This window comes from Thiorhodovibrio frisius (assembly GCF_033954835.1).
GTDB lineage: Bacteria > Pseudomonadota > Gammaproteobacteria > Chromatiales > Chromatiaceae > Thiorhodovibrio > Thiorhodovibrio frisius.
The window spans coordinates 3790477-3814108 of the sequence record NZ_CP121471.1 but is presented as its reverse complement, the minus strand read 5'-3'; the positions used below and the strand labels follow the sequence as shown (position 1 = coordinate 3814108).

Sequence of the window (23632 nt, the reverse complement as noted above, 5' to 3'; positions counted from 1 at the left end):
CGAATTGATTGGCCTGCGCGCCTGTTTGCGGTCGCATCGGAACATGTGCGCTCGGCATCTGTCGTCCATGATGTCGCAAAAATCCCCCCACCCCATTTTTAGCGGCACCTCTTAACATGTCTGGCAACAGCATCGGCAGAAGCCTGGTCTTTACCAGCTTTGGCGAAAGCCACGGCCCGGCAATCGGCGGTATTCTCGACGGCTGTCCGCCCGGTATTCCGCTGACCGAGGCCGATTTGCAGCCTGACCTCGATCGGCGCGCGCCGGGCCAGTCGCGCCACACGACCCAAAGGCGCGAACCCGACCAGGTGCGCATTCTCTCAGGCGTTTTCGAGGGGCTGACCACGGGTACGCCTATCGCCTTATTGATTGAGAATCTCGATCAGCGCTCCAAAGATTATTCCGAGATTTCCCAACGCTTTCGTCCCGGCCACGCCGACTACAGCTACACCATGAAATACGGCCAGCGCGATTATCGCGGTGGCGGTCGCTCCTCGGCGCGAGAGACAGCCTCCAGGGTGGCGGCGGGTGCGGTGGCCAAGCAGGTGCTCAAGCACTTGTGCGGGGCGCGGGTACGCGGTTATTTGTCGCAGCTCGGGCCGCTGCGCCCGCAAGCGCTCGACTGGGAGCAGGTGCACGCCAATCCCTTTTTCTGCGGTGATGCCAGCCTGGTACCCGAGCTGGAGGACTTCATGGACGCCTTGCGCAAGGAAGGAGATTCCATTGGCGCCGAGATCACAGTGGTGGCCGAGGGGCTGCCACCGGGGTTGGGTGAGCCGGTGTTCGACCGCCTGGACGCCGATATTGCCCATGCGCTGATGAGCATTAATGCAGTCAAAGGGGTGGAGATCGGCGCCGGTTTTGCCAGCGTCAGCCAGAAGGGCAGCGCGCATCGCGATGAAATGACGCCAGCGGGCTTTTTAAGCAACCACGCTGGCGGCGTGATCGGCGGCATCTCGACCGGGCAGGATATTGTTGCGCGCCTTGCGCTGAAACCGACCTCGAGCATTCGGTTGCCGGGGCGCACCGTCGATCTTAACGGGCAGGCGGTGGAGATTGTCACCAAGGGCCGGCACGACCCCTGTGTCGGTATTCGCGCAACCCCTATTGCCGAGGCCATGCTGGCGCTGGTGCTGGCCGATCATTTGCTGCGCCATCGCGGGCAGAATGCCGGAGTCAAGGCGCCGCTGGAGGCAGTTCCCGCGCAGGCGTCCTCTGAGGAGTGATGCCTTACTGGAGGCTGTCGGCCTACTACCTGTTCTATTTCGGCGCGCTCGGTGCCCTAGTCCCCTTTTGGGGGCCTTACCTGCAATCCCATGGCTTTTCGGCCGCCGCCATTGGCGCGTTGATGGCGATTTTGATGGGTACCAAGCTTGTCGCGCCCATGCTGTGGGGCTGGCTCGCGGATCACTTTGGCGCGCGCATGCCCCTGGTTCGGATCTCGGCCTTCGCGACCTGCGTGACCTTCGTCGGTATTTTCTGGTCCGACTCCCTCTGGTCGGTGGCGCTGGTGATGCTGGTGTTCAGCTTTTTCTGGAATGCTGCGTTGCCGCAGGTGGAGTCGGTTACCTTTAATCACCTGGGCGCGGCGGCTAATCGCTATTCACAGGTGCGTCTGTGGGGTTCAGTTGGCTTTGTGTTGGTGGTTGGCGGGCTCGGCTGGTGGGTCGGGCGGAGTGGAACCGGGGTGATTCCCGGCATTGTATTGGCGCTTTTTGTGGCGGTCTGGATGAGCGCCATGCTGGTTCCGGACTGCGGGCATGCCCATCATGCGCATCCGGTGGCATCCATTCGCCGCCTGCTCATGCGCCACGAGATTGCCTTTTTTCTGCTGAGCTGCTTTCTGATGCAGTTCAGCCATGGGATTTACTACGCCTTCTATTCCATTCATCTGGAAGCAGCGGGTTACAGCAGCGCCTTGATCGGTGCGCTCTGGGCCCTCGGGGTGATGGCGGAGGTACTGTTGTTCCTGCGCATGCACTGGTTGTTGGAGCGCTTCGGGGCGCGGCGCATCCTACTGGCGAGTCTGGCGCTGGGGGTGCTGCGCTGGAATCTGATCGGCTGGCTTGCTCCGGTCTTATTGGTCCAGGTACTGGCTCAATGCCTGCATGCCGCGACCTTTGGCGCCTTTCATGCCTCGGCCATTCATTTGGTGCATCATTATTTCCCCGGGTCGGTTCAGGGGCGCGGTCAGGCCCTTTACAATAGCCTGAGCTTCGGCGCCGGTGGCGGGGCCGGGAGTTTGCTCGGCGGTCAGCTCTGGGGACCGCTGGGTGCGGGGCCGACCTTTGCGCTGGCATCTGTGGCGGCCATTGGCGGCTGGTTGTGTGTCTTCTGGTTTGTTGATCGCGAGCGACATTTTTAGGCATGTCTCTGTTTTGTGTTAAAATGCGAGGCATTTCCTGCCACGATTCCGTGCCGTGAGCACCCATGCTCGCGCGCTTTTTTGCCGCTGCGATTTCCGGAGGCCAAGCGGATTTCTCGATTGTTTCCCCATTCGCGTGAGGCCACAGCTGGGACCAGAGTTGCGCCCAAAGTTGTGCCCAAAGTTGTGCCCAAAGTTGTGCCCAGAGGTGCGACTGACGATGCGCTGACTGGCGAGGCACAGATCACAGCGCCCGAATCCTTCGCGCTTGCCAGTGAGCGTGATTTTCTGCTGCTCTATCCCGCTAGCGGCGATGCACTGGAGTTGCGCTGGCGTTTCAGGGCGCTGAACGCAAAGGATGCCGCAGCCGCTTTTGGGTCCGAGACGCGGCGCGCGGTCTCGCCAAGCGTGCGTTTGCGCCGCTGGAACGAACTTGGCGCGGACGAGCCGAGCACCAGCCTGCTGCCGGTGGCCTCGGTGCGGCATGGGCGCTTAGGGCTGGTAGGACTGGAGCCGGACGCCTGGTATCAGGCCGAACTGGGATTGGCTAGTCCCGATGGTGGCTGGCTGATGCTGGCACGCTCCAATCGGCTGGCGCTGCCGTCTGTGGTGGGGGTTGATCTGCCCGCTCTTTGGAGCGCAGCGAATGCGCCGCTGCCCACTGGCCTCCAGGCGCTGGCTGAGTTGATCATGCCGGTTGCCGAGACGATGGGCGAGCCGAATCGCCAATCGGATATCAAAACCGGTTCGGAGGCTGGACTGCAAGCGCCTTTGGATGCAGACCTTGCCGGGTTCGGCCCCTCTTTCGATGTGGCTTTTCCGGTGTGGGAAACGTCATCTCCACCAAGCATGGTCGTGCCACCCTGGAATGACCTGCAAGCTGCCCCCGCGATCATTCCGGCGGCCGCAAGAGCTGCCGGGGCCGCGCCCGATGCCGCTCGGTCGCAGTGGCCGGTCGCCGGCAGCGGCCCCCTGGTCTCGCCGCGAGAGCCTGCGCGGATGACCCTGTGCGGTGCGTTGCGCATCAGCGGTCAGGCGCCGCCAGGTACTGTGCTCGATCTCGGTGGGCATGGCTATCGCGTCGGCCCGGGCGGGCGTTTTGGGTTCGATCTTGATATCACCGACCCTGAGTTGATTCATGCTTTGTTGCGTCTCCTGCCATCCCTGCCGGTTGAGTCCCTGCCTGTTGCGCCAGCAGATGCCGATTAAATCCCTGGTTGCGGCATGGCCCGGATGGGTGTTTTGGTAATCGCAATTTCGCAGATTGGCTATGCGCATCGCATTTCTTGCCGCTGAATGCGCGCCTGTGGCCAAGGCGGGCGGGCTCGGGGATTTTGTCCATGGGCTTGGGCGTGCCTTGCTGGCCGCAGGTACTGAGGTCGAGATCCTGCTGCCGGATTATGACTGCCTGCGCCACGAACTCATCATTGACCGCCAGGTGCTGCGCGATGATCTGTGGTTCGACTTTGCCGGGCAGCGGCTGCGCTGTCGGGTCTCGTCGGGACAGGTCGATGGCCTGAGTTGCCGGTTTCTGGCCCCCCAGTCGAGCGAGGCTTTTTTCGCACGCGGTCGCATCTACGGCGAGCCGGACGACGCCCTGCGCTTTGCCTGTTATTGCCGCGCGGCGCTCGAATGGCTGCATCAATCCGCCGGCTGGCCGGACATTCTGCATTGTAACGATTGGCAGACCGGCCTGGTGCCTGTGCTGTTGCGTGAAGACTTCGCGCAGCGCGGCCCGAAGCGCGTTCTGGATCGCGTCCGGGTGTGCTATTCCCTGCATAACCTGGGTTATCAGGGCTGGGTGGAGCCGCAGGTGTTGACAGCCGCGGGGTTGGATGCCGCGCGTTTGATGACGCCGGATCGTCTTTCAGACAGCGCCGGTGCGGTTGACGCTAAGCTGATGCCCCGTGCCAACCTGATGCAGGGCGGCATCGTATTTTCCAATTTCGTTACCACGGTCTCGCCGCGCTATGCCTGGGAGGTGCTGCGTACCGAGCAAGGCATGGGTCTGCAAGGGGTGCTGGCCGCCAAACAGGCTCAGGGGCGCTTTGCCGGGGTGCTGAACGGCATCGATTGGGAGAGCTGGAATCCGCAGACCGATCCCTTTATCGCGCAGTCGTTCAATGCCGACAGCCTTGCGCTGAAAGCTGCCAATACCGCCGCTTTACGCATGCGTTTGGGGCTGCAAGCGGCTAATAAGCCCCTGGTGGCTATCGTTAGTCGGCTCGACCGGCAGAAAGGTGTGGACCTCATTTCTCATGCAATGGTCTACACTATGGAAAAGAAAGGCCAGTGCGTTTTGCTCGGCAGTGCGCAGGAGCCGCAAATCCAGACGCGCTTTGAGCAGTTGCGCGATCATTATTCGGCCAACCCCGACTGTCATCTGACGCTTGGCTATGACGAGGAACTGGCGCACCAGATATACGCCGGGGCGGATTTAATGCTGGTGCCAAGCCTCTATGAGCCCTGCGGGCTGACGCAGCTCATCGCCATGCGCTATGGCTGTGTGCCGGTGGTGAGCCGGGTCGGGGGGCTGGCGGATACGGTGTTCGATGCCAATTTCTGCGGGAAACCGTTGGAACAGCGCAATGGTTTTGTTTTCGATAATTCGTGCCCTTTTGATCTCGAGTTCGCGCTTGAGCGCGCGCTTGGGCTCTGGTCGGACCATCCCGAGCAGTTTGACCGCTTGCGGGCCAATGGCATGGCTGCTGAGCACTCCTGGACGAGACCGGCGCGCGACTATTTGGAGATATATCGCTGGTTGCTTGGCGATGGTGCGATCAAGTAGCTTTTGGTCGCGTCCTGCCTTGACGATTGGCTGATCCCTGTAGCAAATGCGTTTTCTGTTTTCTGAAAACCAGTTTGCGATTGGCATGCCAGTTTGCCAAGCTTTGCCGCTCGCGCTTATCCTGCGACATTCTTTTCTGTTGAGGATGGCAGCGCATGAGTCCGAGGACGCTCTACGACAAGATTTGGGACGCGCATCTGGTGCGCGTCGATGACTCGGTGGCATCGGCTTCCGAGTCATCAAATGCCACGGCGCTTTTATACATCGACCGGCAGTTGGTGCATGAAGTCACCTCGCCGCAGGCCTTTGAAGGGCTGCGCCTGGCTGGCCGGAAACCGCGCCGGCCCGAGGCCAATCTGGCGGTGCCGGATCACAATGTGCCAACGCTTGATCGGCACCTCGGCATTGTCGATCCGGTCTCGCGCATTCAGGTCGAGACGCTGATCAACAACTGCCACGAGTTCGGTATCCCGCTGTTCGACATGGCGGACAAGCGCCAGGGCGTCGTGCATGTGATCGGCCCCGAGCAGGGCTTCACCCAGCCCGGCATGACCATTGTTTGCGGCGATAGCCACACCTCTACCCATGGCGCTTTCGGTGCGCTGTCCTTTGGCGTCGGCACTTCGGAGGTCGAGCATGTGCTGGCCACCCAGTGCCTGACGCAGAAAAAATCCAAGTCCATGCTGGTTCGCGTCGATGGGGTGCTGGGTGCCGGCGTGACGGCCAAGGACATCGTGCTGGCCGTCATCGGCGAGATTGGCACTGCCGGGGGCACCGGTCATGTGATCGAATACGCCGGCGATGCCATCGAAGCGCTCAGCATGGAAGGGCGGATGACGGTCTGCAACATGGCGATCGAGGCCGGCGCGCGTGCGGGACTCATTGGCATTGATCAGAAAACCGTCGATTACCTGCGCGGACGGCCCATGGCGCCCCAGGGCGCGGCATTCGAGCAGGCGGCGGCCTACTGGCTAAGCCTGAATTCCGATCCCGGTGCCGAGTATGACCGGGTGGTGCATCTGGACGCTGCCAGCATCCGCCCGCAGGTCACCTGGGGCACCTCGCCCGAGATGGTGGTGCCGGTGGACGCGACAGTGCCTGATCCGGCCGAGATCGCCGATCCGGTCAAGGCTGGCAGTTATCGCCATGCGCTCGCCTACATGGGCCTTGAACCGGGCGCGGCGATCAGCGACATTGCTTTGGATAAGGTCTTCATCGGTTCCTGCACCAATGGTCGCATCGAGGATCTGCGCGCCGCAGCCGAGGTCGCCAAAGGCAAACGGGTGGCGGCTTCTGTCAAGCAAGCGCTGGTGGTGCCAGGCTCCGGGCTGGTTAAGGAGCAGGCGGAGGCCGAGGGGCTGGATCGAATTTTCATCGACGCTGGCTTTGAATGGCGCGAGCCGGGCTGCTCCATGTGCCTGGCGATGAATGCCGACCGCCTGGAGCCAGGCGAGCGCTGCGCATCCACCAGTAACCGCAACTTTGAGGGCCGGCAAGGGCCGGGCGGTCGCACCCATCTGGTCAGTCCGGCCATGGCGGCAGCGGCGGCCGTTCATGGTCATTTTGTCGACGTGCGGGAGGTCTAAGCCATGCCCATGCAGCCTTTTGAGAATTTCAGCAGCGTCGTGGTGCCGCTCGACCGGGCCAATGTCGATACCGATGCCATCATCCCCAAACAGTTCCTGAAGTCTATTCAGCGCACCGGCTTCGGCCCCTATCTGTTCGATGAATGGCGCTATCTTGATCACGGTGAGCCAGGAATGGACTGCACCAACCGGCCTATCAATCCGGACTTCGTGTTGAATGATCCGCGCTATCAGGGCGCAAAAATCCTGCTTGCACGCCGTAACTTCGGCTGCGGTTCCTCGCGTGAGCACGCCCCTTGGGCGCTGGCTGATTATGGCTTTCGGGTGCTGATCGCGCCGAGCTTTGCCGACATCTTTCATCAAAATGCGACCAAAAACGGCATCCTGCCGGTGGTGCTCGACGAGGCGCTGATTGATGAACTCTTCACCCTGGCCAGTGGTGATGCACCTTTGACCATCGATGTCGATCTGCACAACCTCAAGCTCAGCCCAGATGGTCGCGCGCACATCGAAATCGACATCGACCCCCACCATCACCACTGCCTGATCCACGGCCTGGACGACATCGGCCTGACGCTGGAACATGCCGATGCCATCGCCGCCTATGAACAACGCCGCGCCACCGAGGCGCCCTGGCTATTCGCCTGATGGCGGGAGGCTGACATGCTGGCAGCGGAAGAGCGTCTAATTAGCGTGGAGGAGTACTTAGACGGAGAATGCGTCAGCGAGGTGAAACACGAGTATGTCGCTGGCCAGGTCTTCGCGATGACCGGCGCGAGCGAGGCACATAATCGGGTGGCGGGAAATTTGTTTTTTCACCTCCGCAACGCGACACGCGGCAAAGCATGCGGGCTTTTCATCAACGACATGAAGGTCTCGGTACCGGCGCAAGAGGCTTATTACTATCCGGATGTGATGCTGAGCTGCGAGGGCTATGACTCCCAAGCGACTGTGAAATCAGCTCCTTGCTTGATTGCCGAGGTGCTGTCTGCGAGTACGCAACACATCGACAGACGGGAAAAATTGCTTGGTTACCGTCAGCTTGAGTCGTTGCGCCATTATTTGATCATTGCTCAGGATCGCCTGCTGGTGGAACACTGGCGGCGGGATGCCTCAGCCACATCGAGTGGCGGTTGGGTGCATCAGCGCCTGAACGCCCCGGATGCGCGAATCCTAATCGACTGCCCGCCGGTAAGCTGCGAGCTGCGGCTCGCCGATCTCTATGAAGATGTCCGGCTCCCGGACATGCCCGACTCGACCCCGGCCTGATTCGACCCGACCTGACCCGATTTGGCCCGATCTGGCCCAACGCGACCTGAACCGAACGGAGAAACCATCCTTTGTCCAAGACCATTTTGATTTTGCCGGGTGATGGCATTGGCCCGGAAATCATCGCCGAAGCGGTGAAAGTGCTCGAATGCCTGCGCGATGACTTCGGCCTCGCCATCGAGATGCAGCAGGCCCTGGTTGGTGGCTGTGCCTATGATGCCACCGGCTCGCCGTTACCCGAGGAGACGCTGAACCAGGCCAAGGCCGCGGATGCTGTGCTACTCGGTGCTGTCGGTGGCGCTAAATGGGAGCCGTTGCCGATTGCCGTGCGCCCGGAAAAGGGTCTGCTTGGCCTGCGCGCGGGTCTGGGGCTGTTCGCCAATCTGCGCCCAGCCATCTTGTATCCGCAGCTCGCCGCTGCCTCCACGCTCAAGCCCGATGTTGTCGCCGGGCTGGACCTGATGATTATCCGCGAGCTGACCGGTGGCATCTATTTCGGCCAGCCGCGCGGGGTCGAGACCCTGGACTCTGGCGAGCGCCGTGGATTCAATACCCTGGTCTATAGCGAGTCTGAGATCGAGCGCATCTGCCGCGTTGCCTTCGATATCGCGATGAAGCGCAACAAGCGCGTCTGCTCGGTCGACAAGGCCAATGTGCTGGAAGCCACCGAGTTGTGGCGCGAGGTGGCCACCCAAGTCGGCCAGGATTACCCCGAGGTCGAGCTGAGCCACATGTACGTCGACAACGCCGCCATGCAACTGGTGCGCGCGCCCAAGCAGTTCGACGTGATGGTCACCACCAATATGTTCGGCGACATCCTGTCCGACTGCGCGGCCATGCTGACCGGCTCCATCGGCATGCTGCCCTCGGCGGCGCTGAACGAGAGCGGGCAGGGGATGTATGAACCCATCCATGGCTCCGCGCCCGACATCGCCGGCAAGGGCGTTGCCAATCCGCTCGCCACCATCCTGTCGGTGGCCATGATGCTGCGCTATTCGCTCGCCGCACCCGAACAGGCAGAGCGTATTGAAAAGGCCGTTGAGAAGGTCCTGGATCAAGGCCTGCGCAGTGCTGATTTGGCCTCGCCCGGCGCCACCACGGTCGGCACCGCCGCGATGGGCGATGCCGTCGTGGCCGCGCTGCGCGAGGCGCGCTAAGCCATGCTCTGGCAGCGGCTCCGCGATGGCTATGCGCGCCTGGATGCGCGCTACCATCCCGAGCCGCGTCGCCCTTATGAATATCCGATCAACCGCTACTACGCCCATCGGCTCGACACCCTGCTGACCTGGGCGGCGGATCGTCTCGGTTTCTCGCCCAACCAGGCAACTGCGCTCTCCGCCGCCGCCGGCCTGGCCGCCGCCGGGGCACTGGCGGCGCATTGGTTTGTCGCCGCCGCAGTGCTGCTTCAGCTCCACCATCTGCTCGACGGCGTCGATGGCAACCTGGCCCGTTACCACCAGTGCTGTAGCACCATCGGCCATCGGCTCGATCAGCTCAGCGATCAACTGGTGCGCTTTGTGCTTTTTGTCGTCCTGGTGGTGGTGGCCCATGTGCCGGCCTGGCTTGGTCTAGCCATGCTGGCGACCCTCTATCTTGACCTGGCCCTAGTTGCCTGGGTCATCACGCCCTGCGCGCGCCGTTATCCGCTGGTCCGCAGCCGTTGGAAAAAGTGGTTCATGGATCGCGGACTGATGCCTGGGTTCGACATCTTCACCCTCTATGCCCTGGTCAGCCTATGTCTGCTCCTGCATGCGCCGGTGCTCGCGGTGGTGCTGGTCACGCTGCTTAAGACGCTTGACTGGAGTTATCGGCTGTGGGAATGCGCGCGCTCCTGGCTTGCTTCGCAAAGCAAGGGCTCTGCACCCTCCTGATCTGCCGGGTGGCGACCTTGGGTGGTGTTCGACTCTAGCGGCTAAGGTCCATGGTCCTGGGCTTTGCGGAGGATGTACCAATCGCAAGCTGACTTTCGGTTTTGGGCCGAAATCTCAAAGGGTCTCGGCAGAAAGCTGCTGTTTCACGCTCAGGTGTTCTAGATCCCGGTCGCGCATGCCGAGCAGGTAGAGAATGCCATCAAGCCCAACGGCGGCCAGCGAGTGTCTGGCCTGTTCCTTGACGAGCGGTTTGGCATGAAAGGCGATGCCGAGGCCGGCGATGGCGAGCATGGGTAGGTCGTTGGCGCCGTCGCCGACGGCGATGACTTGCTCCAAGCGGATGCCTTCCTGCGTTGCTATCTCGCGCAGGAGTTGCGCTTTGCGCGCGCCATCGACGATGGGGGCGGTGACTTCGCCGGTCAGGCGGCCGTCCTTACTATCAAGCGGGTTGGCATGGACGATGTCGATGCCGAGGCGCTGCTTGAGATGCTCGGCGAAATAGGTAAAGCCGCCGGAGAGGATGGCGATGCGATAGCCAAGCGCTTTTAAACTCTGGATCAGCCGCTCCGCACCTGGGGTGATCGGCAGACGCGCAGCGATTCCGGCCAGCACGGATTCTTCCAGTCCCTTAAGCAGGGCGACGCGTTCGCGAAAGCTGGCGCCGAAATCCAACTCCCCGCGCATGGCTCGTTCAGTGATGGCGGCAACCTGTTGGCCAACTCCGGCAGCGGTGGCCAGCTCGTCGATGACTTCGGTCTGGATCAGGGTAGAGTCCATGTCGAAGCACACCAGCCGGCGGTTGCGGCGGAAGATGTCGTCTTCCTGAATGGCAATGTCGACATCAAGTTGGCTGCCGAGTTGCAGAAAGCTGGCATGCAGGGCGGAGATGTCCGGCACTGGACCGCGCAGCCAAAGCTCCACGCAGGCGGGGCGGGTTCCGGGTGCGGCTTGGCTATGGTGCGCAGCTTCCGGGCGCTGGGAAATGCGCCCCGATAGACGGGTAATTTGATCGATATTGAGCCCGTGACGGCTGACCACGGCAGCGACTTGGGCGATGTGCTCGGCATTGATCACGGCGCCAAGCAGGGTCAGGATGTGACGCGGCTGGCCCTGCTCGCGCACCCAGTCTTCGTAGGCGTCGGATTCAATCGGGGTGAAGCGCGCATCCAGTCCCAGGCGATGGGCAGCGAACAGCAGTTCGCGAAATACCTGACAGCCGCCGCTGTCGGTGGGCAACTCGACCAGGATGCCGAGCGCCAGGGTGTTGTGAATAACCGACTGGCCAATGTCGAGAATACGCACCTGGTCGCGCGCCAGGGCTTGAGTCAGGGTCATGGTAATGCCGGGGCGGTCGCGCCCGGTGACCTCGATCAGAACGACTTCTTGCATGGTGGATGTGTCGCTAGGGGGAGATTGCGGGTTGGCGCGGAGTCCGCATATCAATGCCTATCCCAGAGCGCTCTGCACCGCTTGGCCCCGAACCCTGAGAGAGGAAACAAGCTCAATCGTCCGCGCGGCGGCGAGACATCGGCCGCGCGGGCGTGAGTTGATCAGCGAATGTTTTGTGGAGATGCCCGCAGAGGGCGCAGCGATCCTAGCTCTCGGGTAAAAACTCCGCTTGGTCGGAGTCGGTGGGGGCGTCCGTCGAAGGTGTCTGCTCGCGCTTGATGCGTTCGTAGATTTCCTCGCGATGCACCGCGACATCTCTGGGGGCGTTGACGCCGATGCGAACCTGATTGCCTTTGACGCCCAGGACGGTCACTGTGACCTCGTCACCGATCATAAGCGTTTCGCCGACCCGGCGGGTCAATATCAGCATTGTTGTATCTCCCTGTTTTCCCTTTTATTTGCGGTGCGATCCCTGTCTTCCGGTTTTCGAGTCGGGCGCCTCTGGGTCGTGCTCAGTGGCGCCGGGCTTGAAGTGGGGATCGCGTGCCTTGCGGATGGCGATCAATGATCTGCCAGTGCGAGTGTAACAATTGTTACAGTTGAACAATAGCCTGGAATCGCAATGTTTCAGTCTGGTCTGGTCAAAAATAACCCGGTTCAGATAGCGCGAGAACGGGTTGCGCGAGGGCATGCGTCATCAGGGGGCGGCCCTGCTTCAAGTCGTTTTGCCTTCGCCGGCCTGATCAAGCCCAAAGGCCTTATGCAGCGAACGCACGCCGAGTTCGAGGTATTTCTCATCGACCACCACGGAGATTTTGATCTCGGAGGTTGAGATCATGCGGATGTTGATACCCTCGACCGCCAGCGCCTCGAACATGCGACTGGCGATGCCGGCATGGGAGCGCATGCCCACGCCCACCAGCGAGATTTTGACAATGGCCGGGTCGCCAAGTACCTCGCGGGCGTTCAGGCCGGCGCAGGTGTCGTGCAGAATGGCCATGGCCTTGTCGTAGTCGTTGCGGTGCACGGTGAAGGTGAAGTCGGTCGTGCGCTGATCGGCGGCGACGTTCTGCACGATCATGTCGACTTCGATGTTGGCGTTTGAGACGGGGCCGAGAATGCGATGGGCGATGCCGGGCTGATCTGGCACGCCAAGAATGGTGAGTTTGGCTTCGTCGCGGGCGAAGGCAATGCCGGCGATCTGGGCGTCTTCCACAGTGTCGTCCTCGAAAGTGATCAGGGTGCCTGCGCCTTCGGTAAAGCTTGAGAGCACACGCAGGGGCACGCGGTATTTTCCGGCAAACTCGACCGCGCGAATTTGCAACACCTTGGAGCCGAGGCTGGCCATTTCAAGCATTTCCTCGAAGGTGATGCGTTCGAGCTTGCGCGCATGGGGTTCGATGCGTGGGTCAGTGGTGTAGACCCCATCGACATCGGTATAAATTTGGCACTCGTCGGCCTTGAGCGCGGCGGCCATGGCCACCGCCGAGGTATCCGAGCCGCCGCGCCCGAGGGTGGTGATATCGCCCTGTTCGTCAACGCCTTGAAAGCCGGCGACCACTACCACACGCCCGGCATCGAGATCGGCGCGCACCCGGGCGGCGTCGATGTCGCGAATGCGGGCTTTGTTATGCGCGCTGTCGGTGAGCATGTGCACCTGGGCGCCGGTGTAGGAGCGCGCCGGACAGCCGATGGCCTCAAGCGCCATGCTGAGCAGGGCGATGGTGACCTGCTCACCGGTGGATAGCAGTACGTCAAGCTCGCGCGGGGCGGGGACGGCCTGTATGGCTTTAGCCAGTCCGAGCAGGCGGTCGGTCTCGCCAGACATGGCGGAGACCACCACGACCAGACTGTGCCCTTGGTCTGTGGCTTGTTTGACGCGGGAGGCGACATGCTGGATGCGCTCGATACTGCCAACCGAGGTGCCGCCGTATTTTTGAACGATCAGTGACATTGAAGAAGTGGTTAGTCGTTAGTGGCTAGTGGGCTATTGGCAATTGGCTAGTGGACGCGTTCGCGCACCCAGGGCTCAACCAGCGCTAGGGATGCCGGGATGGCGGCGGGGTTGTTGCCGCCGGCCTGGGCCATGTCGGGGCGGCCGCCGCCTTTACCGTCAACAGCGGCGGCAACCACTTTAATGAGGTCGCCGGCTTTGAAGCGGTCGGTCAGGTCTTTGGTGACGCCGACGATCAGACTGGCCTTGCCGGCGTTTTCAGTCGCCAGCACCAGCACGCCAGAGCCGAGTTTGTTCTTGAGCTGATCGAGCGTATCGCGCAAGGATTTGGGGTCGACTCCATCAAGCTTGGCGGCCAGCACCTTGACCCCGTTGATGTCGATGGCCTGATCCGCCAGCTCGGAGCCGGCGGCGCTGGCGAGCTTGCCCTTGAGTTGTTCGAGCTCTTTCTCCAGTCGGCGCGCGCGCTCGGCGAGCTGGCTGACTTTTTCATCCACATCAGCGGGCGAGCCTTTGACCAGCTCGGCGATGCGTTGCAGACGGCTTTCTTCGTCCTCAACCCAGCGCAGGGCTTGCTCGCCGGCGACCGCCTCGATGCGGCGCACGCCGGAGGAAATGCCGGTCTCGGAAAGGATTTTAAAGAGCCCGATGTCGCCGACTGCGCGCACATGGGTGCCACCACAGAGTTCAACCGAGAAATCCCCCATGCGCAGCACCCGCACCTGATCGCCGTATTTCTCGCCGAACAGGGCCACGGCGCCGGAGCGCTTGGCGTCTTCGATCTCCATGATGCGGGTCTCGACCATGTGGTTGTTGCGGATCTCGCGATTGACCAGATGCTCAATGGCGCGCAGCTGCTCGCGCGTGACCGGCTCGAAGTGGGAGAAGTCGAAGCGCAGCCGCTCTGAGCCGACCTGGGAGCCGCGTTGCTGGACGTGATCGCCGAGCACCGTGCGCAGGGCCGCATGCAGCAGATGGGTGGCGGAGTGATGCAGGGCGGTGGCGCTGCGGTGCTCGCCATCGACCCGGGCGCTGACCTGGTCGCCCACTTGCAGCTCGCCGCTGACCACCCGGCCGTGATGACCAATGACGCCATCGCCGTGCTTCTGGGTGTCGAGTACCTCAAAGCGGGCGTTTTCTGTCTCGATCACGCCGGTGTCGCCCACTTGGCCGCCGGACTCGGCATAGAAAGGTGTCAAATCCAGAATCGCCAGGCCGCTTTCGCCTTCGCTCAGGCTGTCGCGCTCCTCGCCGTCGCGGTAGAGCGCCACCAGGGTGCCCTGGTCGTCGGTGCCCTCGTAGCCGGTGAAGTCGGTCTTGCCCTCGAGTTCAATCCGGTCCATCGCGGCGCCGCCGAATTGGCTGGCCGCGCGTGCGCGCTCTTTCTGCCGCGTCATTTCAGCATCAAAGCCGGCCAGATCGAGCGTCAACCCGCGTTCGCGGGCCAGGTCGGCGGTCAGGTCGGCCGGGAATCCGTAGGTGTCATAGAGCTTGAATACCGCTTCGCCAGGAATTTGACCACCTCGGGCCTGGGCGACCAGGTCATCGAACAGCCGCAGGCCCAGCTCGAGCGTGTCGGCAAAGCGTTCTTCCTCGGTGCGCAGCACGCGCTCGATGTAGTCCTGCTTGCCGGCCAGTTGCGGGTAGGCGCTGCCCATCTCGGCGACCAGGGGCGCGACCAATTGATAAAAGAAGGGCTGTTGCTGGCCGAGTTGATAGCCATGGCGGATGGCGCGACGAATGATGCGCCGCTGCACATAGCCACGTCCCTCGTTGCCAGGGGTGACACCATCGGCGATCAGGAAGGCAGCAGAGCGGATGTGATCGGCAATCACGCGCAGGGATTTGCTGTTCTGGTCTTTGCAGCCGGTAGCCTCGGCCGCGGCGCGGATTAGATTGCGGAAGAGATCGATCTCATAGTTGCTATGCACGCCCTGCACCACGGCGGCCAGGCGCTCCAGGCCCATGCCAGTATCTACCGATGGACGAGGCAGTGGGCTCAGCTGGCCGCTGGCGTCGCGATTGAACTGCATGAACACCAGATTCCAGATTTCCACATAGCGGTCGGCTTCGGCATTCTCGGAGCCGGGCGGGCCGCCGGGGATCTCAGGGCCGTGGTCGTAGAAAATTTCCGAGCAGGGGCCGCAGGGGCCGGTATCTCCCATGGACCAGAAATTGTCCTTCTCACCGCAGCGCGAGAATCGGGTTGGGTCGACCTTCAGCTCCTTGAGCCAGATGTCGGCGGCCTCGTCATCCTCGGTGTAGACCGTCACCCACAGCCGTTCGGGTGGCAGGTGCAAGACCTGAGTCAGAAAATTCCAGGCGTAGTTGATGGCCTCACGCTTGAAGTAGTCGCCGAAGCTGAAATTGCCCAGCATCTCAAAGAAGGTATGGTGCCGGGCGGTGTAGCCGACGTTTTCCAGATCGTTGTGCTTGCCGCCTGCGCGCACGCACAATTGCGAGCTGGCGGCGCGGCTGTAGGGGCGCTTTTCGCGACCGAGAAAGGTGTCCTTAAACTGCACCATGCCGGCGTTGGTGAACAGCAGGGTGGGATCGTTGCCCGGCACCAGCGGGCTGCTGGGCACCAGGGTGTGGTCCTGCTGGGCGAAGTAGTCGAGAAAGGCTTGGCGAAGCTCGGCGCTGCTGTTCATCTTTAAGGTGTCTTATGGGACTGAATAGTCGATTGGGCGTCAGAAAGAAAAGGCGTCGTCCTGGCGAAGCAGCCGGGCGATCAGATGCGTGGGAAAGCCGCGCGATTCAAGAAAGCGCGCGCGCTTGGCAGTTTCGCGCCGGCAGGCGTCGGCTTCGGGCTCATCGGAAAAAGGCCTTTCATTGACCTTCATCCAGTGGCTGTCGGCACGGCAGAGGAGTTCAAAGCAAGTTTCGTCATCAATGCGCACATGGCGGTCAATCAGCGTCTCGCCAATGCCCCGGGTTTGGAGTTCAGAGCGGATGCGCAGCGGGCCGAAGCCTTTGTCGAAGCGCTCCGCCACATAGGCCTCGACGAAGCGATCCTCGTGCAACAGGCCTTCCTGTTCGAGCGCATCGAGCACCGCATCAATGGCCTGCGATGGGCCGTCGTGCCCTCTGAGCTTGCGCTCGAGTTCCAGCCGGCTGTGCTCGCGGCGGCTGAGCAGGCGCAGCGCGCGGTTGCGGATCTCCACGGCGGGCTCGCTTGGCTGCGCGGGCGTGCCTGATGGTGACAGGGGACTCACAGCCTGCTCTTGGTCTCGGTATTCGCGTGAATCACTGGGAGCCATTCTCCGGGGTGGGCGGGACCATGAGCGCTGGAGCCTTGAACGCTGTCTTGAACATTGGGGCGCAATCGATCCACAGCGGGTCCGGATCAGGTCTCGGCCTGTTTGGCGCTCTTCTCGGCCTTGGCCGGAGGGAGCTCCGCGCCGGCATCGGAGGAGTCCTCAGCCTCTAGGGCTTCGGCGCTGGGCAGCAGTTGAGCGCGGATTTTGGCCTCGATGTCTGCTGCCATGTCCGGATTTTCCTTTAAATAGTTGCGCACATTGTCCTTGCCCTGGCCGATGCGGTTGCCGGAGTAGCTGTACCAAGCGCCCGACTTGTCGATGATGTTGCCAGCCACGCCAAGATCGATGATCTCGCCTTCGCGCGAGATGCCCTCGCCATAAAGGATGTCGAAAGTCACCTGTTTGAAGGGCGGGGCGACCTTGTTTTTGACCACCTTGACTTTGGTCTCGTTGCCGATGACTTCCTCGCCCTTTTTCAGCGAGCCGATGCGGCGGATATCGAGTCTCACTGAGGAGTAGAACTTGAGCGCGTTGCCGCCAGTGGTGGTTTCCGGACTGCCGAACATGACGCCGATCTTCATGCGAATTTGGTTGATGAAGATGACAATGGCGTTGGAGCGCTTGATGTTGGCCGTCAGCTTGCGCAGCGCCTGGGACATGAGCCGCGCTTGCAGGCCGACGTGGGAGTCGCCCATCTCACCCTCGATTTCCGCCTTGGGCGTGAGCGCCGCAACCGAGTCGATCACCACCAGATCGACCGCGCCGGAGCGCACCAGCATGTCGGTGATCTCCAGCGCCTGCTCGCCGGTGTCGGGCTGGGAGACCAGCAGCTCGTCCATATTCACGCCGAGCTTTTCGGCATATTGTGGATCAAGCGCATGCTCGGCATCAACGAAGGCCGCAGTACCACCGGTTTTCTGCATCTCGGCCACTGCGTGCAGGGTTAGAGTGGTCTTGCCCGATGACTCCGGGCCGTAAATTTCGATGACGCGCCCGCGCGGCAGACCGCCGATGCCAAGGGCCACGTCCAGGCTCAGGGAGCCGGTGGAGACGACCTCGATGTTGCGAATGGCCCCGGCATCGCCCATGCGCATGACCGAGCCTTTGCCAAATTGCTTTTCGATCTGTCCCAGCGCGGCGGCCAGGGCTTTCTTGCGATTGTCGTCCATTGTTTCTCCGCTCGGTGCGCGCCCAAATGTGCCTGCTGCGCGGCCGGCTCGGTGGAGAGCAGGTCGCAGGGCAATGAGCGCAAGATTATCACACAGGCTTTCGGGCACGTCACCGCGCGCTGGGGCAGTTGGTGTCCTGGCTCGCGTTGCGCGATGCGCTATGCCAAGATATCGAGCAGGCGCGCCAGGCTGTACTGAACGCTCTGGCGGCGGACCTGGTCGCGGTCGCCGTTGAAATGGCAGGTCTCGACTTGCGGCGGCTGTTTTTCTGCTAAGCGGTCGCGGTCCATCCAGGCGCAGCAGAGGGTGCCCACGGGCGTCTGCGCGCTGCCGCCCCCCGGCCCTGCTACGCCGGTGACGGCAATGCTGACCTCGGCCTGGCTGCGGGCCAGCGCGGCACTGGCCATGGCGGCGGCGACCGCCTCGCTGACGATGCCAGCGCGTTCAAGGAGTTCGGACGACAGGCCAAGCATCTCCTGCTTGGCCTGGGGGCTGTAGGTGACAAAGGCGCGGTCGAACCAGGCACTGCTGCCGGGAATATCGGTGCAGACTTTGGCGATTTGCCCACCCGTTAGAGATTCAGCCGTGACCAGCCGCCAGGCGCGCGCGCTCAGGGCAGCGGCAACTCTGGTGGCGAGTTGCTGGAGTTGTGCGTCGGTGACTAGCATTTTATAGCTGTAGCAAATGCGTTTCTGTTTTGGGTCGGGCAGCGGTCACGGGGGTCTCGGCGGCAGGGATGCCGCCGGGAAGCCCCCATGGAAGGGTTCACGGCGTCCCCCGTGACCGCTGCCCGGCCCAAAATAAGCCGAAAGTCCATGTCCGCTGGGTATGCCGACCAGGTCAGGTGCGATACTGTCGTGTGTTGATCAGATGTTGTGAATGACAGGAGGAATTGAATCATGTCCGAGCAGGAAATTCTTTGCGAGCATAAACCCTCTCCGGCCAAACTGGAGGTGCTGGGTGTGGAGCAATGGCCAATCTGGCGCAAGGAGCCGTCTACCTTCGACTGGCACTATGATCAACCCGAGACCTGCTACATCATCCGTGGTCGCTTTAAGGTGACGCCCGCAGGCGGGGAGCCGCAAGCCTTCAGTCGCGGGGATTTCATTACCTTTCCCGCTGGCATGAGCTGTACCTGGGAGATTACCGAGGCGGTAGAGAAATACTACGATTTCGGCTGAGCGAATCGGCGCCATGCAAGCTGCAAGGGTGCCAAGGAGGTGATGATCACTGCGGGCGCGAACGGCGAATGGCAAACTCTCGCGACGGACGTTGCCGCAGGGCTCACTAAGAGAGCAGGGTCTTAATATACCCGTTTTTCAGCAGGGCTTCGATTTCAGCTGGTGGCTGCGGTTTGGCAAGCCCGAAGCCCTGCGCAAGATCGCAGCCATGGTTGCGCAGGAAGTCGAACTGCGGCTTGGTTTCGATGCCCTCGGCGACGACCTCAAGCTCCAGACTCTTGCCGATTTGCACGATGGCCCGCAGCAGCGCCTCAGACTTGCGCGATCCTCCAACGGTGCTGACAAAGGAGCGATCAACCTTCATCGCATGGAAGGGGAATGCCTGTAGGTAGGTCAGCGCACTGTAGCCGGTGCCAAAGTCGTCCAGGGCAATGCGCACGCCCATGGTGTCGAGCTGGCTCAGTAGCTGATGAGTGCCCGGGAAGTCCTCAATCAGCAGGCTCTCGGTTACCTCCAGCTCGAGCTGATGCGGCGGAATGTGATAACGCTTGATGGCATTCTTGACCTGCTCGAGCAGATTGTTGCTCTGGAACTGACGCGGCGAAAGATTGATGGCAATGCGCAGCGCGGATTGCCCCGGCAAGGTATCGAGCCAGACGCGCGCCTGGGCACAGGCCTGATCAATAATCCATTCCCCGGCCGGAATGATAAGACCGGTTTCCTCGAGCAGCGGGATAAACTGACCGGGCGGGACCACGCCGCGGGTCGGGTGATTCCAGCGCAACAGTGCTTCAAGCCCCACAATGCGGCCATCGGTCAGCGCCACCTGGGGCTGAAATACCAGGAAAAATTCTTCGCGCTCAAGCGCGCGGTGGAGTTCGGTTTCGAGCTGGATTTGTTCGCGCACTTGCGCGTCCGTGGCGGCATCGGCGAAGGCATAGGCCAGATCGGTCTGGCTGCGGGCGCGGGTGAGAGCCGTGTCGGCGCTGGCGAGCAGCTCGCGGGCGTTACGGCCATCTTTTGGAAACAGCGACGCGCCGATGTGAGCCGTGGGGCGGAATTCCACGTCGTCGATCTGCATCGGCAGGTGAAGATCGTCGAGCAGATGCTGTAGACGGTCGGCCAGGTTGCTAAAATGCGCGGCTTCCAGCCCCAGCATCACAATCAGAAAGCGCGCCCCCTCGATGCGACCGATAATGGTCTGGCGCTGTGGGAACATCTTTAGGATGCGATCCTTGAAGGCACACAGAAGACGGTCGCCGGCCTCATGGCCGAGGCTCTGATTGATGCGATCAAAGCGTTGCAGCGCCAGCAGCAGCACGGCAACGGGCTCATCCTGGCGATTGGCCAGATTATCGTCGAGCAGGCGGATGCTGTAGTCGCGGTTGGGCAGGCCGGTCAGGTTGTCGTACTGGGAATAAAAGCGCAGTCGCTCTTCTTCGCCCTGGCGCAATGCCAGCATGTTTTCGATGCGCACGAGTAGTTCGGCGCGGTCGAACGGCTTGGTCAGAAAGTCGCGCGCACCGCCCTGTAGCGCCTGCAAACGCGAGGACTGATCGCCTTGCGCGGTCAGGAAGACCACTGGCGGGCAGCTGTCCTCGAGTTGACTCTTTAGCTGACGCAGCACGCCGAATCCATCAATGTGCGGCATGTTGAGATCGAGCAACACCACCCCGGGGCGATGGCGTTCTACCAGCGCCAGGGTCTCGCGCGAATCATTGGTGGTGACGACCGAGGTATAGCCGGCTTTCGACAGGATTTTGTCGAGCACCTTGGTGTTGGTCGGTTCGTCGTCAACCACCAGTATGGTGTAGGACAGCAGGGGATTGGATGCCATTACCAGATCGATCTGATCGGGGGTTGATGTTTGAACAAGTATAACAAAGCCTTTTGTCCTGTGATGGAAGCTGATGTGGCCCGCGCGCCCTGGCGGCCGCTCAGACCTCGGCTACTAGGTGGGTGTAACCGTCTTCTTCGACCGCCTCAAGGCGCACGTCAAACCCCCACAGGCGGCGGATATGGCGCAATACCTCCTCCGCGCTTTCATCAAGCGGGCGGCGATTGTAGCGATAGTGGCGCAGCGTCAGCGAACGGTCGCCGCGAGTGTCCACCTTGTAGACCTGAATATTGGGCTCGCGACTGCCAAGGTTGTACTGATCGGCGAGTGACTTGCGCAGTGCCCGGTAGCCGGCTTCCTCGTGGATAGCGGTGATTTCGAGTTCTTCCTCGCGGTCATCGTCGCGCACCGCGAACAGGTGGAGTTCCCGCATCAAATGCGGTGAGAGGTACTGGGCGATAAAGCTCTCATCTTTGAAGTTGCGCATGGCAAAGTCCAGCACCTTGATCCAGTCCTGACCGGCAAAATCAGGAAACCAGTCGCGGTCTTCATCGGTTGGTTCCTCGCAGATGCGGCGGATGTCACGCATCATCGCAAAGCCCAGCGCATAGGGGTTGATGCCGGAATAGTAACGCGAGTCAAATGGGGGCTGGTAGATGACATTGGTATGCGACTGGAGAATTTCGATGATGAAGCCGTCATTGACCAGGCCCTTTTCATACAGCCGATTGAGCAGGGTGTAGTGCCAAAAGGTTGCCCAGCCCTCGTTCATGACCTGGGTTTGGCGCTGGGGATAAAAATATTGCCCAATTTTGCGCACAATGCGCACCATCTCGCGCTGCCAGGGCTCAAGCAGGGGCGCGTTTTTTTCGATGAAGTAGAGCAGATTCTCTTGTGGCTCGGAGGGGAAGCGCTGTTCTTCTTTCTCGGTTTCGGCATCTGGTGCCACCGGCAGGGTGCGCCATAAATCATTAACTTGCGCCTGAAGGTAGGTCTCGCGTTCGTGCTGGCGTTTTTTCTCTTCCGCCATGGATAGCGGCGACGGGCGCTTGTAGCGATCGACCCCATAGTTCATCAGTGCGTGGCAGGAGTCGAGTAACAACTCGACTTCTTCCTGACCATGGCGTTCTTCGCATTCTGCGATATAAGACCGGGCAAAGACCAGATAATCGATAATGGCATCGGCATTGGTCCAGGTGCGAAACAGATAATTGCCCTTAAAAAAGCTATTGTGGCCATAGCAGGCATGGGCAATAACCAGTGCCTGCATCGGCAGGGTGTTTTCTTCCATCAGATAGGCGATGCAGGGATCGGAGTTGATCACGATCTCATAGGCCAGCCCCATCTGACCGCGCCGGTAAGTCTGCTCGGTGGCGACAAACTGCTTGCCGAAGGACCAATGGTTGTAATTAATCGGCAGCCCGACCGACGAATAGGCATCGATCATCTGCTCGGAAGAAATCACCTCGATTTGATTGGCGTAGGTATCCAAACCAAACTCATCGCGCGCGATCTTGCCAATCTCGCGGTCGAAGCGTTCGAGTAGGGGGAAACTCCATTCCGATGAGGTCGAGATGAAGCGATCCTCGGTTGCGGAGGCTTCGGCTTTGCCGTTCTGAGGCTTCTTGTTCTTAGCCTTGGTATTTGTGGGGGCAATCACTGGTTCTTCCACGTCCATGGCTCATGCCTCCTGCTTTTTGAACAACTCGCGGAAAACCGGAAAAATATGTTCGGCACCGCCGATTTCTTCCATCGCGAAATGCGGGTGGGCCGCTTTTACATCTTCGTAGGCGTACCACAGACTTTGATGTTGACGTGGTGTGATTTCAACATAGGCAAAATAGCGCATCAGTGGCATGATTTGGTCGATCATCAAGTCGCGACAGATGCTCGAGTCGGAGTCCCAGTTATCGCCGTCTGATGCCTGGGCAGCATAGATGTTCCACTGGCTGGAATCATAGCGCTCTTTAATGACCTCATGCGCCAGGCTGAGCGCGCTGCTGACCACTGTGCCGCCGGTTTCGCGCGAATAGAAGAATTCCTGCTCGTCCACCTCCTGCGCAACCGTATGGTGGCGAATAAAGACGACCTCGATTTTGTCGTAATTGCGTTGCAAGAAAAGATACAGCAGGATGAAAAACCGCTTGGCGAGATTCTTGCGCATCTGGTCCATTGAGCCCGATACATCCATGATGCACAGCATCACCGCCTTGCTGCTCGGCTTCGGCTCGCGGGTGAAGGACTGATAGCGCAGGTCAAAGGTGTCGATAAAGGGTAGGGCTTTGATGCGGGTTTTCAGCCGCGCGATCTCCTCGCGCAGGGCTGATACTTCGGGGGCAGTCTCGGGCGCGCCAGCGGCAAGTAGAGCTTCGAGTTCTTGCTCCAGCTCGCGGATGCGCCCGCGATGGGGGGCGCCAAGGGCCGTGCGCCGGGCGATGGCGCCTTTGAGCGAGCGCACCACGTCGATGTTGCTGGGCGCTCCGCTGGTGGTATAGCCGGCGCGGATGGTTTTGAATTCGGTGGTGCCCAGCAGTTGATTGCGCACCAGATTGGGTAATTCCAGGTCATCAAACAACAGGTCCATGAACTCCTCACGCGAGAGTTCAAAGACAAAATCATCCTCACCGCTCCCGTCGCGGCTGGCGCGTCCTTGTCCCCGACCACCCTCGCCGCCTTCTGGGCGCGGTACCCGGTCGCCAGCGGCAAATTCCTTGTTTCCCGGATGAATCTGCTCACGCTGTCCGCCGGGGCCGTGATGAAACACCGGCTCGGACAGGTCTTTGGATGGTATGCCCACCTTCTCGCCGGCGTCCATGTCGGTGATGCTGCGCCGGTTCACCGCATCAGAGACGGCACGCTTGAGCTGTGCTTTATATCGCTTGAGAAAGCGCTGGCGATTGACAGCGCTTTTGTTTTTCGAGGAGTTGCGGCGGTCGATAAAATGCGACATGCGCTAATGACAG

Annotated in this window: 20 protein-coding genes; 10 read left to right on the top strand and 10 right to left on the bottom strand. The window is 61.2% G+C overall.

The window, feature by feature from the left end; translation table 11 throughout:
- Positions 1-116: 116 nt before the first annotated feature.
- The 9 genes from aroC to Thiofri_RS17365 all read left to right on the top strand — a co-directional run bounded on the left by aroC (position 117) and on the right by Thiofri_RS17365 (position 9879).
- Positions 117-1226, top strand: coding sequence for a chorismate synthase (aroC, locus tag Thiofri_RS17405; protein ID WP_009147611.1), 1110 nt, complete (start codon positions 117-119; stop codon positions 1224-1226).
- The gene (locus Thiofri_RS17400; protein ID WP_009147612.1) at positions 1226-2365 is read left to right on the top strand and encodes an MFS transporter; all 1140 of its coding nucleotides are present in this window, start codon (positions 1226-1228) and stop codon (positions 2363-2365) included. Before aroC ends, Thiofri_RS17400 begins: the two co-directional genes overlap by 1 nt.
- A gap of 186 nt (positions 2366-2551) precedes the next feature.
- Entirely contained in the window at positions 2552-3574 is a 1023-nt protein-coding gene (locus tag Thiofri_RS17395) for a hypothetical protein (RefSeq protein ID WP_143741806.1), read from the top strand.
- Positions 3575-3635: 61 nt separating this feature from the next.
- Complete coding sequence (locus Thiofri_RS17390) at positions 3636-5153, top strand: glycogen synthase (protein WP_009147614.1); 1518 nt, start codon at positions 3636-3638, stop codon at positions 5151-5153.
- Positions 5154-5308: 155 nt separating this feature from the next.
- Positions 5309-6739: a 3-isopropylmalate dehydratase large subunit gene (leuC, locus tag Thiofri_RS17385; RefSeq protein WP_009147615.1), complete on the top strand. Its 1431-nt coding sequence runs from the start codon at positions 5309-5311 to the stop codon at positions 6737-6739.
- A gap of 9 nt (positions 6740-6748) precedes the next feature.
- Positions 6749-7387: a 3-isopropylmalate dehydratase small subunit gene (leuD, locus tag Thiofri_RS17380; protein ID WP_040855338.1), complete on the top strand. Its 639-nt coding sequence runs from the start codon at positions 6749-6751 to the stop codon at positions 7385-7387.
- Between the two features lie 15 nt (positions 7388-7402).
- On the top strand, positions 7403-8008 hold the full coding sequence (locus Thiofri_RS17375) for a Uma2 family endonuclease (protein ID WP_009147617.1): 606 nt from the start codon (positions 7403-7405) through the stop codon (positions 8006-8008).
- A gap of 71 nt (positions 8009-8079) precedes the next feature.
- Positions 8080-9165: a 3-isopropylmalate dehydrogenase gene (leuB, locus tag Thiofri_RS17370; RefSeq protein WP_009147618.1), complete on the top strand. Its 1086-nt coding sequence runs from the start codon at positions 8080-8082 to the stop codon at positions 9163-9165.
- 3 nt (positions 9166-9168) lie between these two features.
- Positions 9169-9879, top strand: a complete 711-nt coding sequence (locus Thiofri_RS17365) for a CDP-alcohol phosphatidyltransferase family protein (protein WP_009147619.1) — start codon at positions 9169-9171, stop codon at positions 9877-9879.
- Between the two features lie 114 nt (positions 9880-9993).
- On the opposite strand, the gene serB is transcribed toward Thiofri_RS17365, so the two are convergent.
- From serB to Thiofri_RS17330, 7 genes are all read right to left on the bottom strand, one after another.
- Positions 9994-11268, bottom strand: a complete 1275-nt coding sequence (serB, locus tag Thiofri_RS17360; protein WP_009147620.1) for a phosphoserine phosphatase SerB — start codon at positions 11266-11268, stop codon at positions 9994-9996.
- Between the two features lie 205 nt (positions 11269-11473).
- Positions 11474-11698 carry a carbon storage regulator CsrA gene (gene csrA / locus Thiofri_RS17355; protein WP_009147621.1) on the bottom strand — a complete coding sequence of 75 codons (225 nt, stop codon included), beginning with the start codon at positions 11696-11698 and terminating at the stop codon, positions 11474-11476.
- A gap of 285 nt (positions 11699-11983) precedes the next feature.
- Positions 11984-13222, bottom strand: a complete 1239-nt coding sequence (locus tag Thiofri_RS17350; RefSeq protein ID WP_009147623.1) for an aspartate kinase — start codon at positions 13220-13222, stop codon at positions 11984-11986.
- A gap of 47 nt (positions 13223-13269) precedes the next feature.
- Positions 13270-15873 carry an alanine--tRNA ligase gene (gene alaS, locus Thiofri_RS17345; RefSeq protein WP_009147624.1) on the bottom strand — a complete coding sequence of 868 codons (2604 nt, stop codon included), beginning with the start codon at positions 15871-15873 and terminating at the stop codon, positions 13270-13272.
- A 39-nt stretch (positions 15874-15912) separates the two neighbouring features.
- Positions 15913-16437, bottom strand: a complete 525-nt coding sequence (locus Thiofri_RS17340; RefSeq protein WP_051023781.1) for a regulatory protein RecX — start codon at positions 16435-16437, stop codon at positions 15913-15915.
- A gap of 131 nt (positions 16438-16568) precedes the next feature.
- Positions 16569-17651, bottom strand: a complete 1083-nt coding sequence (recA, locus tag Thiofri_RS17335) for a recombinase RecA (RefSeq protein WP_009147626.1) — start codon at positions 17649-17651, stop codon at positions 16569-16571.
- 158 nt (positions 17652-17809) lie between these two features.
- Complete coding sequence (locus Thiofri_RS17330) at positions 17810-18319, bottom strand: CinA family protein (protein ID WP_009147627.1); 510 nt, start codon at positions 18317-18319, stop codon at positions 17810-17812.
- Between the two features lie 231 nt (positions 18320-18550).
- On the opposite strand from Thiofri_RS17330, the gene Thiofri_RS17325 reads away from it, so the two are divergent.
- Positions 18551-18832 (top strand): cupin domain-containing protein, encoded by a 282-nt coding sequence (locus Thiofri_RS17325; RefSeq protein WP_009147628.1) that lies wholly within the window; start codon positions 18551-18553, stop codon positions 18830-18832.
- Between the two features lie 106 nt (positions 18833-18938).
- Here the strand turns inward: Thiofri_RS17325 and Thiofri_RS17320 are convergent, their stop codons facing one another.
- The 3 genes from Thiofri_RS17320 to Thiofri_RS17310 all read right to left on the bottom strand — a co-directional run bounded on the left by Thiofri_RS17320 (position 18939) and on the right by Thiofri_RS17310 (position 23619).
- The gene (locus tag Thiofri_RS17320; RefSeq protein WP_009147629.1) at positions 18939-20669 is read right to left on the bottom strand and encodes a putative bifunctional diguanylate cyclase/phosphodiesterase; all 1731 of its coding nucleotides are present in this window, start codon (positions 20667-20669) and stop codon (positions 18939-18941) included.
- A gap of 100 nt (positions 20670-20769) precedes the next feature.
- Positions 20770-22347 (bottom strand): SpoVR family protein, encoded by a 1578-nt coding sequence (locus Thiofri_RS17315; RefSeq protein ID WP_009147630.1) that lies wholly within the window; start codon positions 22345-22347, stop codon positions 20770-20772.
- A gap of 3 nt (positions 22348-22350) precedes the next feature.
- A complete protein-coding gene (locus Thiofri_RS17310) occupies positions 22351-23619 on the bottom strand; it encodes a YeaH/YhbH family protein (RefSeq protein WP_009147631.1) in 1269 nt (422 codons plus the stop codon).
- Positions 23620-23632: the final 13 nt, after the last annotated feature.